11 protein-coding genes are annotated in these 12,428 nt (G+C 59.3%); 5 read left to right on the top strand and 6 right to left on the bottom strand.

The annotated features are described in order from the left end of the window. The first annotated feature begins 22 nt into the window (after positions 1-22). Genes coaBC through AC2FJV_RS00970 form a run of 4 tightly spaced genes read left to right on the top strand, consistent with a single transcriptional unit; the run spans position 23 to position 4,808 of the window. A complete protein-coding gene (gene coaBC / locus AC2FJV_RS00985) occupies positions 23-1,219 on the top strand; it encodes a bifunctional phosphopantothenoylcysteine decarboxylase/phosphopantothenate--cysteine ligase CoaBC (RefSeq protein WP_496688941.1) in 1,197 nt (398 codons plus the stop codon). A 15-nt stretch (positions 1,220-1,234) separates the two neighbouring features. Then, positions 1,235-1,690, top strand: coding sequence for a dUTP diphosphatase (dut, locus tag AC2FJV_RS00980; protein ID WP_496712125.1), 456 nt, complete (start codon positions 1,235-1,237; stop codon positions 1,688-1,690). Beyond that, positions 1,690-2,733: a HesA/MoeB/ThiF family protein gene (locus AC2FJV_RS00975; protein WP_281972520.1), complete on the top strand. Its 1,044-nt coding sequence runs from the start codon at positions 1,690-1,692 to the stop codon at positions 2,731-2,733. Before dut ends, AC2FJV_RS00975 begins: the two co-directional genes overlap by 1 nt. A 59-nt stretch (positions 2,734-2,792) precedes the next feature. Then, positions 2,793-4,808, top strand: a complete 2,016-nt coding sequence (locus AC2FJV_RS00970; protein WP_496712123.1) for a M3 family metallopeptidase — start codon at positions 2,793-2,795, stop codon at positions 4,806-4,808. Here the strand turns inward: AC2FJV_RS00970 and AC2FJV_RS00965 are convergent. From AC2FJV_RS00965 to AC2FJV_RS00940, 6 genes are read right to left on the bottom strand one after another with little or no spacing between them, the layout of a single operon-like run. Then, on the bottom strand, positions 4,805-5,737 hold the full coding sequence (locus tag AC2FJV_RS00965; RefSeq protein ID WP_496712121.1) for a 2-hydroxyacid dehydrogenase: 933 nt from the start codon (positions 5,735-5,737) through the stop codon (positions 4,805-4,807). The genes AC2FJV_RS00970 and AC2FJV_RS00965 overlap by 4 nt on opposite strands. A gap of 15 nt (positions 5,738-5,752) precedes the next feature. Continuing rightward, positions 5,753-6,892: a rod shape-determining protein RodA gene (rodA, locus tag AC2FJV_RS00960; protein ID WP_142635590.1), complete on the bottom strand. Its 1,140-nt coding sequence runs from the start codon at positions 6,890-6,892 to the stop codon at positions 5,753-5,755. Then, positions 6,889-8,838 carry a penicillin-binding protein 2 gene (gene mrdA, locus AC2FJV_RS00955; protein ID WP_271948353.1) on the bottom strand — a complete coding sequence of 650 codons (1,950 nt, stop codon included), beginning with the start codon at positions 8,836-8,838 and terminating at the stop codon, positions 6,889-6,891. The genes rodA and mrdA overlap by 4 nt, the downstream gene beginning before the upstream one ends. Further along, positions 8,838-9,371 (bottom strand): rod shape-determining protein MreD, encoded by a 534-nt coding sequence (locus tag AC2FJV_RS00950; RefSeq protein WP_496712119.1) that lies wholly within the window; start codon positions 9,369-9,371, stop codon positions 8,838-8,840. Before AC2FJV_RS00950 ends, mrdA begins: the two co-directional genes overlap by 1 nt. Continuing rightward, positions 9,364-10,266: a rod shape-determining protein MreC gene (gene mreC, locus AC2FJV_RS00945; RefSeq protein ID WP_496688931.1), complete on the bottom strand. Its 903-nt coding sequence runs from the start codon at positions 10,264-10,266 to the stop codon at positions 9,364-9,366. The genes AC2FJV_RS00950 and mreC overlap by 8 nt, the downstream gene beginning before the upstream one ends. 55 nt (positions 10,267-10,321) lie before the next feature. Further along, on the bottom strand, positions 10,322-11,368 hold the full coding sequence (locus AC2FJV_RS00940; protein ID WP_142635599.1) for a rod shape-determining protein: 1,047 nt from the start codon (positions 11,366-11,368) through the stop codon (positions 10,322-10,324). A 154-nt stretch (positions 11,369-11,522) separates the two neighbouring features. On the opposite strand from AC2FJV_RS00940, the gene rlmJ reads away from it, so the two are divergent. Continuing rightward, positions 11,523-12,308, top strand: a complete 786-nt coding sequence (rlmJ, locus tag AC2FJV_RS00935) for a 23S rRNA (adenine(2030)-N(6))-methyltransferase RlmJ (RefSeq protein WP_496688929.1) — start codon at positions 11,523-11,525, stop codon at positions 12,306-12,308. Positions 12,309-12,428 lie beyond the last annotated feature (120 nt).

Below are 12,428 nucleotides of genomic sequence, written 5' to 3'. Positions count from 1 at the left end.
ACCGAGACGGGAAGGGCACAACATGCTGGCATCGAAACGGATTCTGCTGATCATTGGTGGCGGTATTGCTGCCTATAAGTCACTGGATCTGATCCGGCGACTGAAGGAACGCGACGCCGCCGTTACGCCGGTCCTGACCCGCGCAGCAGAAGAATTCGTGACACCTCTGTCTGTTGCCGCGCTGGCCGGCGAGAAGGCCTATCGCGATCTGTTCGATCTGACCGATGAGGCCGAGATGGGGCATATCCAGCTGTCCCGATCTGCGGATCTTGTCGTAGTCGCTCCGGCGACTGCGGATTTAATGGGCAAAATGGCAGGTGGGTTGGCGAATGATCTGGCCTCGACCCTATTGATGGCGACTGACACACCGGTTCTGTGTGCGCCTGCGATGAATGTCCGTATGTGGGATCACCCGGCGATGCGTCGTAATTTTGAACAGTTGCAGGCGGACGGCATTCGTTTTGTCGGGCCGAACGAAGGCGACATGGCCTGTGGCGAATTTGGTCCGGGCCGCATGTCGGAACCGCTTGAGATCGTCGCCGCGGTTGAGGCATCGCTGGGCGGCGGACCGCTCAGCGGTAAACGCATTCTTGTGACCTCGGGTCCCACGCACGAGCCGATTGACCCGGTCCGCTATATCGCGAACCGCTCATCCGGGGCGCAGGGCACAGCGATTGCACGTGCTCTGTCTGCGTTGGGTGCAGAGGTTGTGTTTGTAACCGGACCTGCCGAGGTTCCTGCACCCGATGGGGTCGAGGTTGTGCGGGTTGAAACAGCCCAGCAGATGTCAGACGCGGTGGATTCAGCCTTGCCTGTCGATGCCGGGGTATTTGCCGCCGCCGTGGCGGATTGGCGGGTGGCCAGCGCGTCGGACCGCAAGCTGAAAAAGACACGCGACGGTCTTCCGGCGCTGGATTTTGCTGAAAACCCGGACATTCTGAAGCGGGTCGCCAAGCTGGACGATGGACGCCCCGCGCTAGTTGTTGGCTTTGCCGCGGAAACGGACAATGTGATCGAACATGCGACCGCCAAACGCGACCGCAAAGGGTGCGACTGGATCATTGCGAATGATGTCAGCCCGGGGACCGGGATCATGGGGGGGGCCGAAAACGCGGTGATCCTGATTTCCGACGATGGGGCCGAGGAATGGCCACGCATGGGCAAAGACGCAGTGGCCGAAAAACTGGCACGCAAGATTTCCGACGCGTTGGCCGGTTAGACAAGAGGATATCCGATGGTAGCAATTCGTGTGATCCGTGAGGACGGGGCCGACCCTTCGGTGCCCTTGCCATCTTATGAAACCACCGGAGCGGCAGGTGCGGATGTGCGTGCAAACTTGCCGGACAAGACGCCGGTCACGCTGCTGCCCGGTCAACGGGCTCTGGTTCCCACCGGACTGCGGATTGAAATCCCAAATGGGTATGAGGTGCAGGTCCGGCCCCGCTCGGGCTTTGCGCTGAAATACGGGATCACGCTGCCCAATACGCCGGGTACGATCGACAGCGACTATCGCGGCCCTCTGGGGGTGATCCTGTTGAACGCTGGGCAGGAGAGCTTTGAAATCACACATGGGGAACGTATCGCCCAACTGGTCGTCGCCCCGGTGGTGCAGGCGTCATTTGAGGCCACGGATACGCTCAGCGATACTGACCGCGGTGCAGGCGGGTTCGGTTCGACCGGGCGCGGCTGATGTTACTTGTCCTGATCATCGCCGCAGCGCTTTGGGGGCTCGGCTATCTGGCCGGCGTGTCACGCAATGCACGGATGATTTCGGTTGGGGTGTTGTTGCTGGGGGTAATCTCGGCACAGCTGGTTTTGCCCCTTGGTAACCCCCTGCGTCAGGCCACGGGTGGTTCTGCTGCGACCTGGTTGATTTTGGTTGGTACGGCGGTTCTGGTTCTGATCTATGGAAAGGGACTGAAAGCGCTGCGAAAACGCGCGGCGCCGGCCTCGAACAAGGAGCCAGCCATGCCCTCAGACAAATTCTCCGAGACCGAGCTTGACCGCTATGCCCGCCATATCGTGTTGCGCGAAATTGGTGGGCCAGGGCAGAAAAAGATGAAGCAGGCCCGCGTGCTTGTGATCGGCGCCGGGGGGCTTGGGGCGCCCGCTTTGCAGTATCTGGCTGCGGCCGGGGTCGGCACGATCGGGGTGATTGATGATGATGAGGTTGAGAACGCCAATCTTCAGCGTCAGGTGATCCACCAGGATGCGGATATCGGCATGCCCAAGGTTTTTTCGGCCCAGCAGGCCATGCTGGCGCAAAACCCGAATGTGGTTGTTCTGCCCTATCACCGCCGACTGACCGAAGAGGTCGCCACCGAGCTATTTTCCGATTTTGACGTCATCCTGGACGGAACTGATAATTTCGACACGCGCTATTTGGCCAATCGCACGGCGGTCGCGTTGGGTAAGCCGCTGATTTCGGGGGCTCTGTCGCAATGGGAAGGCCAGCTCAGCGTTTTCGACCCGGCCAACGATGCGCCTTGTTATCAGTGCATTTTCCCCGAGGCTCCGGCTCCAGGTCTGGCCCCGTCCTGCGCCGAGGCTGGGGTGATCGGCCCCTTGCCTGGCGTCGTCGGTTCGATGATGGCTGTTGAGGCGATCAAGGTGATCACCGGGGCGGGTCTGGCACTGAGGGGTGAGATGCTGATTTACGACGCTCTCTATGGCGAAAGCCGCAAGATTACACTGCCTCGCCGTGCAGATTGCCCCGTTTGTGGCAAAGGATAACCCCCCTGCTCTGGATCGAACGCGCCGTCGTTCTTAGGTAGGGGACAAAGGAGACTTCAATGACCAACCCGATTCTGTCCGCCTGGACCAGCGCGTTCGAAATTGCACCGTTCGACACGATATCCGACACGGATTTCGCCCCGGCCCTGGACGCGGCCATGCAGGCCCATAACGCTGAGATTGGCGCGATTGCCTCTAACCCGGAGGCCCCGACTTTTGCCAACACGGTCGAAGCGCTGGAAGCTGCAGGAGAGATGATGGACAAGGTTCTGTCTGTATTCTTCACGGTCGCGGGCGCAGACAGCAATCCCTTGCGTGAGGAGTTGCAGCGCGAATTTTCACCCAAGCTGGCCGCGCATTTCTCGGGGATTTCGTCCAACAAGGCGTTGTTTCAGCGGGTCGCCGACCTGTGGGCGCGCAAGGATGAACTGGGCCTGACGGATGAGCAGGCACGCGTTCTGATGCTGTCGCATCGCGGGTTTGTGCGCGCTGGTGCGGCGCTTGAGGGAAACGAAGACACGCGGATGCAAGAGATCAAAGCGCGGCTTGCCTCGCTGGGGACGTCCTTCACCCAGAACCTTCTTGCCGATGAGCGCGATTGGTTCATGGAATTGTCCGAAGATGACCTACAGGGGCTTCCTGATTTTGTGGTCAATTCTGCCCGGGCAGCGGGTGAGGAAAAGGGTGCAAAAGGACCGGTTGTCACCCTGTCCCGGTCACTGATCGTACCGTTTCTGCAGTTTTCACCGCGCCGGGATTTGCGCCAGAAAGCCTATCGCGCATGGACTGCCCGGGGGGCAAATGGCGGCGAGACTGACAACCGGGAAATTGCCGCCGAAATCCTGCAGTTGCGTCAGGAACGTGCAAAGCTGCTGGGCTATGAAAGCTTTGCCGATTTCAAACTGGAAACCGAAATGGCCCGCACGCCCGACCGCGTCCGTGATCTGCTGATGCAGGTTTGGGAGCCTGCCAAAACGCGCGCCAATGCTGATGCCGAAATCCTGACGCAGATGATGCAGAATGATGGGGTCAATGGGCCCTTGGAAGCGTGGGACTGGCGTTACTACGCCGAGAAACGCCGCAAGGCTGAACACGATCTCGATGAGGCGGCGCTGAAACCGTACCTGCAGTTGGATCGCATGATCGAGGCCTCTTTTGCCTGCGCGAACCGTTTGTTCGGGCTGGAATTCAAGCAGTTGGACATACCGCTGTACCATCCGGACTGCCGGGCCTGGGAGGTGACACGGAACGGGCAACATATCGCGGTGTTCATTGGGGATTACTTTGCACGCGGCTCCAAACGGTCAGGCGCTTGGTGCAGCGCGATGCGCGGGCAGGCAAAGTTTCCCAAGGTGCAGGCTCCGGTCGTGACCAACGTCTGTAATTTCGCCAAGGGTGATCCGGCGCTGCTGTCTTATGACGACGCTCGGACTTTGTTCCATGAATTCGGCCATGCGTTGCACCAGATGCTGTCGGACGTGACCTATGAAAGCATCTCGGGCACCTCCGTTGCGCGCGACTTTGTCGAGCTGCCCAGCCAGCTATACGAACACTGGCTTGAAGTCCCTGAAGTTCTGGCCGAATTCGCCACCCATGCCGAAACCGGCGAACCGATGCCGCAGGAGATGCTAAAGAAAGTGCTCAAGGCCGTCAATTTCGATCAGGGGTTCCAGACTGTAGAATATGTGGCCTCGGCGCTGGTTGATCTGGCCTTTCATGAGGGCGCTGTGCCCGACGATCCGATGGCGAGACAGGCCGAAGTTCTGGCGGATCTTGGAATGCCCGCGGCAATCGGGATGCGCCATGCCACGCCGCATTTTGCGCATGTGTTTGCTGGTGACGGCTATAGCGCTGGCTATTACAGCTATATGTGGTCCGAGGTCATGGATTCAGACGCCTTCGCCGCGTTCGAAGAGGCGGGGGGCGCCTTTGATTCCGAACGCGCAAAAGCGCTGGAGGAAAATATCCTGTCCACCGGCGGTTCCCGCGAAGCCGAAGAACTATATCTGGCCTTCCGCGGTCGTTTGCCGGGGGTCGAGGCCCTGCTGAAGGGGCGCGGCCTTATCGCAGCCTAATATCCCAATTCGCGGTCAACGAGGTGCAGGAAAGGCTCGCCCGCCTCACCTCTGCGAATATTATCACTGATCACCTGCGCCGATGTAACGGGGCGGGTTTCAGAGGCAATGTGAGGCGTCACCGTGACGTTTGGATGCGTCCAATACGGGTGGCTCGCAGGCAGCGGCTCGACCCGGAAAACATCCAGCGTTGCGTGACCGATCTGGCCCGTATCCAGAGCTGCCAGCAAGGCGTGATCGTCGATCAGCGGTCCTCGGCCCGGGTTGATGATATGCGCACCCTTAGGCATCAGCGACAGGGTTTCGGCGTTCAGTGTGTTTTCCGTGGCAGGCGTATCGGGCAGCAATAAAACCGCGATCTCGGCCTGTGTCAGTGCCGCACGCAACCCATCCTCACCGTGAAAGCAGGTGACCCCGGGGATGGCCTTGGCCGAGCGGCTCCAGCCGGTAACGTTGAAATTCAGTGTCGACAGCGCGCGGGCTGCGGCCTCTCCCAATGCGCCAAGGCCCAGGATGCAGACGGTTCTGTCCGAGGCCAGCGGTGGTGGATCTGGGGCCCAAACCCCATCCTGAACCGTGATGTGCAGGTCCATACCCAGATGATAGCGCAGCACGTGACCGACGACCCATTCGGTCATTCCCTGCGTCAACCCGTGGTCCACCATTCGCGCCAGCGGCACAGTCAGAGTGTCATTCTCGACGATGCTTTCGATCCCAGCCCATAGGCTGAGCACGGCCTTGAGGCGGGTGTAAGGTGCAAAATCCCGTAAGCCGCTATTGGGCGCATAGACGACGTAATCCACCTGATCTGGTTCAAACGTGGTGCCTAGCTGAAACACGACCCCGGCATTAGTCAGGTACTGTGTCATCAAGGGTTGATACACGGGCCATAGTTCGGGGCGTGCCGAGAACAGGATGTTTGCAGTCATAACGGGCCTTTCGGATCAGCGGGGGCGGTGAATATGGGCACTTTGGACGATGCCGAAAGCTGCCATCAAAACCAGCATGGCCGAACCGCCATAGCTGACCATCGGCAGGGGAACTCCTACGACTGGGGCCAAGCCCATGACCATCGACATGTTCACGGCAAAGAATAGGAAGAAGTTCAGTGCGATACCCAGCGTGACCAAAGAGGAAAACCTGTCCTTGGTTGTCAGGGCCGTAACCAGGCAGAAGATCAGGATCAGCCCATAGAGAACCAGCAGGGTGATGCCGCCGACAAATCCGAATTCTTCGGCCAGCGTCGTAAAGATGAAATCTGTGTGTTTCTCGGGCAGGAAGTTCAGGCGCGATTGTGTGCCCTGCATGAACCCGCGCCCGTTCCAGCCTCCGGACCCCAGCGCGATCTTGGATTGGGTGATGTGATACCCCGCGCCCAGCGGATCGGTGGAGGGATCAAGGAAGGTGTCGATGCGGCGGAACTGGTAATCCTTGAGCAACTGCCACTCGGTTCCGCGGCTGTTGAAGACCGTGGCGATCAGACCGACACCTGCGGCAATAACCGCAGCGAAATAGGCCCAGTGAACGCCGGCCAGAAACATCAGGCCTCCCCCCGCCGCCAGCAGCAGGATCGAGGTGCCGAGATCCGGCTGGCGCAACACCATGAAGGTTGGGATCAGGATCAGGATGACAGGGATCAGAACCCAAAGGGGGTGTGACGTTTTATGCGATGGGAGCCAGTCGTAATAGGCCGCAAGCACCATCACCAGTGCTACTTTCATCACCTCTGATGGCTGCAGGCGCATGAACCCCAGGTCGATCCAGCGTTGCGCGCCCATGCCAACTGTTCCGAACAACTCGACCACCACAAGTAGAGCGATCGAGGCCAGATAAGCCAGAACCGACATATTTCGCCAGAACCAGATCGGGACCAGTGCCACAATGAACATCGCGGTCAGGCCCAACCCAAAGCGTTCCATCTGAGGTTCGGCCCAAGGGGTCCATGATCCACCCGCCACCGAGTACAGCATCAGGAACCCTGCGCTGGCCACGCTGATCAGCAGCAGGGTCAGGGGCCAGTTCATATACAGGAACTTGCGGAACCCCGATGGCGTGGATTTGACGGCATATTCAAGATAGCTCATGCGCGGTCCTTCTGGGGCGGACGCGCTTTGGGGCGGCGGTCGCCCTCCAGCCGTTTTTGCTGTTCCTTGATACGCTCACGATCGGCGGCCGGATAGGCTTCGAGTGGTGGCGTACCGTTGTACAGCGCCTGCAGCATGATATCCCGTGCAACTGGTGCCGCGGCCTTCGACCCCCCCCCGCCATGTTCCACCACGACGGCTACGGCGTATTTCGGGTTGTCATAGGGGGCAAAGCTGACGAACAGCGCGTGGTCACGGCGTTCCCACGGCAGGTCTTCGTTGCGGATAACGCCAGCCGCACGCTCTGCCTTGGTGATATTGCGGACCTGGCTGGTGCCTGTCTTGCCCGCCATGCGGAACTCATCCGAAATGATGCGGCTGCGATAGGCCGTCCCGCGCCGGTCGTTCGAGACCGAGAACATCGCCTTGCGGACATATTCCAGATTAGTCCGATTGACCGCCAGCGGTTCCCCGGCGCCCGAGGGTTGTTCGACCCCATTGACCGAACGCACAAGGCGTGGCGAGACCGCACGCCCAGTTGCAATCCGGGCTGTCATGACGGCTAGTTGCAGCGGTGAGGCCAGCATAAAGCCCTGACCGATTGAGGCATTGGCAGTGTCACCTACCAGCCATTCTTCGCCGTGGACACGCTCTTTCCAAGCCTGATTGGGGGCAAGCCCTGCAGCCACTGCGGACATCGGGATATCGTGCTTCACGCCCAGCCCAAAGATACGAGCCATGTCGGAGATATTGTCGATGCCTGTGCGCAGGGCAACGTCGTAATAATACACATCGCAGCTGCGTTTCAGAGACAGACCAAGATCAACTGTACCATGCCCGCCGCGTTTCCAACAATGGAACCGGCGACTGCCGACTTTCAAGTGGCCGGGGCAGTAAACAGTGTTTCCAGGACCGATGACCCCAGCCTCAAGCGCGGCCATGGCGGTGATCATCTTAAAGGTCGAGCCGGGTGGATAAGTGCCCTGTACTGTCTTGTTGGCCAACGGGCGATAGTTGTCTTGTGTCAGAGCCCGGTAATCGGCAACCGAGATTCCGCGCACAAAAAGGTTGGGATCAAAGCTGGGTGCGGAACTGATGGCGCGGATATCACCGGTCTCACAGTCGATCACCACTGCTGCGGCGCTTTCACCAGCCAAACGGGCCTGAGCGTATTGTTGAAGATCGGCATCGACCGACAGTTGCAAATCGGCTCCGGCCAAACCTTCTTGACGGTCAAGTTCACGCATCACGCGGCCGGTGGCGTTCACTTCGACGCGTTTGGCGCCTGCTTTGCCGCGCAGGCTGATTTCCTGTTTGGCCTCAAGCCCGACCTTGCCAATCTGAAAACGGGGAATGCGCAGAACGGGTTCCGGATCTTCTATCTGACTGAGGTCGTAATCGCTGACCGGTCCGACATAGCCGACGATATGCGCGAAATCCTCATATCTGGGATATTGCCGGGTCATCCCAACCTCGGGTGTGACACCGGGCAGGGCGGGGGCGTTGACGGCAACTTTCGAGATATCTTCCCACGTGACTTGATCGGCCAGAGTGACCGGCAGGAACGGGGCCGATCTGCGCATTTCGGTCATGGCGCGTTCGATCTCATCCTCGGTCAGTGGGATCAGTTCAGAAAGCTTGGAGATGACAGCTTCAACATCGCCCGCATCTTCGCGCACCATGACGATACGGTAGGACGGAGAGTTTTGCCCGATGATCTGCCCGTTGCGATCGTATATTCGACCACGTGTGGGCGGGATCAGTCGGATGTTAATCCGGTTTTCCTCGGCCAACAGGCGGTATTCGTCAGCCTGATCTACCTGCATAAACCGCATCCGGGCGGCCAGACCCCCGATAAAAGCGGCTTGCAGGCCTCCAAGGATCAACGCACGGCGTGGCAAACGTTTATAGGCGAGGCCCTGTGACTTGGGTTTGCGCTGTTTCATTACCGCCCTCCGGACAGGCCAGGGTCAGAAGGTGCGGCACGACGCACACCAAAACCGTTCTGACTGAGCAGAACGATCAATGGGTAGATCCCGATTGTCAGAACCACTTGCACCACGACCATCCCCAATGCCGCTTGTTGCACGGACAGAATAGCAAGAATGACGCGATTCAGGAAAAAAACAGCTGTGATCACGACGGCAACGGTGGTCCATTCGCCCAAAAAGCCCGCGTCGCGCAACCCGGGAGTTGCGGACTGAAGATAGGCAGTACCCAACACAACAAGCGCGGCCAGCAACCCGGGGGGACGTTGAAACAGAAGGTCGGCTGCCAGCATGATCAGGGCGACCAGCAGGGTTGGCACATATTCGGGGCGCCGCAGAACCCAGGCAAAGGTCAACGCAATCAGGAAATCCGGAAACGGCCAGCGATCCGGCTGCGTGTCCAGTGGCAGCAGGTGCAGGAACAAGACCAGCAGCGCCAACAGCAGATACAGGCCACGTTTGGGCCACAGATCGGACGCGGCACTATCCATCGCCGGTCTCCGTCGGTGTCAGTGCCGCCTCGGGTTGGCGTGGGCCGACAATTCCTCCGGGGTTCTGAATAAGTGGCGCAGACTGATAGCGCAGCACTCTTAGAAATTTGAGCCGTTCAAAATCTGCAGACAGCCGCACCCGCAGGCGGCCACCCGGATCAGCGGTAATCTGACCGATCAGCAGGCCGCCAGGGAAAACGCCGCCATCCCCCGAGGTCACAACCCTGTCGCCCGGGCGGACCAGTTCGCGATTCTCCAGAAACTCAACCACAGGCGCGGCGGTGTTGTCCCCGGCAATCAGAGCGGTCTGCCCCGACGGTTGAATCGTGGCAGGTATCGCGCTGGTTGCGTCGGTCATCAGGATCACCCGTGCGGTATCTGGACCAACTCCCGAGATACGGCCGACAACGCCAATCCCGTCCATGGTGGCCCATCCATCCATGATTCCGTCACGCTCGCCCACGTTCAACAGAACCGACTGCCGGAACGGAGAACCGCTATCGGCCATGACGACCCCGGTAATATAGGTCAGGCGCGGATCGAGACGCACATTGTTTAGATCCAGAAGCCGGGCATTTTCCTGCTCAAGTTGCAGTGCGGCCTCTTTCCAGGCGCGCATCAGACGCAACTCGCTGCGCAATTCCTGGTTCTGCTCGCTCAGGCGTTGATAGCTCTGAAAATCCCGTGCCAGATTGACCGCAGCGGTAACCGGAACCATCGCCCAATCCATCGAGGGCACCACGTTGTCGACAACCTGCGCCCGAAACCGTTCGACGCGAGGGCTGTCAATGCGCCAGACCAGAAAGATGCCCAGAAGGCACAGAACCACGATCCCCAGCAGCAGACGGCGGAGCGGGGTGGTGTATTCATCGCGCTGTGATCGGTCCTTTGCCACAGGACTCCTTCCCGTGCTGCTCGCGCCCGAATGTACCCTTTAGAGGGTGCGCGCCTTAGCTTTCGTAGTCAATCGCGTGGCGCAGCTGTTTTTCGTATTCCAGTGCCTTGCCGGTGCCCAAAGCCACACAGTTCAGGCTTTCATCAGCAATTGACACGGCCAGACCTGTCTGTTCCCGCAGTGCCAAATCCAAATCGCCCAACAAAGCACCGCCACCGGTCAGCATGACGCCGCGGTCCACGATATCTGCGGCCAGATCAGGTGGCGTGGTTTCAAGTGCGGTCATAACGGCTTCGCAGATTGCCTGAACCGGTTCCGACAGGGCCTCGGCGACCTGCGCCTGGCTGATTTCGATTTCTTTGGGCACGCCATTCAACAGATCGCGGCCACGGATATGCATCGACTGGCCGCGCCCGTCATCAGGCATACGGGCGGTTCCGATGGTGGTCTTGATCCGCTCGGCGGTGGATTCACCCACCAACAGGTTCTGCTGGCGGCGCAAGTATGAGATAATCGCCTCATCCATCCGGTCTCCGCCGACGCGGACCGAACGGGCATAGACAATGTCGCCCAGCGACAGAACGGCAACCTCGGTGGTACCGCCGCCGATGTCCACAACCATGTTGCCGGTCGGGTCGGTGATGGGCATTCCTGCACCAATAGCCGCAGCGATGGGTTCGGCGATCAGGCCCGCCCGGCGAGCGCCTGCGGACATAACCGATTGGCGAATGGCCCGTTTTTCAACAGGCGTAGCACCATGGGGGACGCAGACAATGATTTTGGGCTTTGAGAATGTGGAGCGTTTATGCACCTTACGAATAAAGTGCTTGATCATTTCTTCAGCGGTGTCGAAATCCGCAATCACGCCTTCGCGCATGGGGCGGATCGCTTCGATCGAACCAGGGGTTCGGCCCAGCATCAGCTTGGCATCCTCACCGACGGCGAGGACTTTCTTAACCCCATCCTTGACGTGGTAAGCCACAACTGAAGGTTCCGACAGGATCACACCGCGCCCTTTGACATAAACAAGCGTATTTGCTGTTCCAAGGTCGATCGCCATGTCCGCTGAGAACAAGCCGCCCAGATTGCCAAAGATGCCCATGTTGTACTGATCCCGTTCGTCAGAATTTCTACTGCCCGCGACTCGACGGTTCCGGGACGGATGTCTTATAGGGTGCCATCTCGCCCGGTAAAAGGGCTGATTCCGCGTAACTCAGCACCTTTCCGCCTTATTGAGAGGGACTTTAGAAGGCAACATGCTCTCTTATCAACACATTTACCACGCCGGGAATCTGGCTGATGTTCAAAAGCACGCTCTTTTGGCATGGGTACTGGACTATCTGACGCGAAAAGATAAGCCGATAACCTATCTTGAAACCCATTCCGGGCGTGGCCTGTACCAGTTAGACGCAGCAGAAGCCGTGCGCACAGGCGAGGCCGCCGTAGGTATCAAGCGAGCGCAGCGCGAAGGGTGGTTTCCATCTGATCATCCTTTGTCGCAGGCGCTGGCCAAGGTTCATGAACGGCACGGAGAAAACAGCTATGCCGGTTCGCCGCTGATCGCGGCCAACCTGCTGAGGGATCAGGACAGCCTGCATTTCGCAGAGCTGCACCCGCAGGAATACGCGGCATTGTCGATGACCATGTCCCCCTTTGGGGCAAAGGAGTACAAACAGGACGGGTTTGAGCTGGCGCAGTCGTTGCTGCCGCCAACGCCGCGGCGCGGGATGCTGATGATTGATCCCAGCTATGAGGTGAAGGCGGATTATGACCGGCTGCCGGGCGTGATCTCAAAACTGCACCGTAAATGGAATGTGGGCGTCATCGCGCTGTGGTATCCGATCCTGACCGATCAACGCCAGGCCCCGATGATTGCCGCGTTGAAGGCGCAGGGCTTTCCCAAGGCGATCTGTCATGAAGTCCAGTTTGCACCTGCGCGGGAAGGTCACCGAATGGTCGGATCAGGGATGTTCCTGCTGAACGCGCCCTTTGGCATCCAAGATGAAATGGACCGTCTGTCAGAGCTGTTCAAAGGGCTGTGACGCCAGTCTGATTTCGGACCATAGGGTTCTCCCGCCCCATTTGCCAGCATCTTAAAGATGCCGTCAAACGTGTTGGGCCCGGCAGCGCGCCGCAGGCGCGCTGCCGGGCCCAAAGCCGCA

It is taken from the genome of Ruegeria sp. CDSA241 (genome assembly GCF_059611265.1).
Note: the sequence above shows the minus strand (reverse complement) of the source record. Positions and strands in the feature narration are given on the sequence as shown.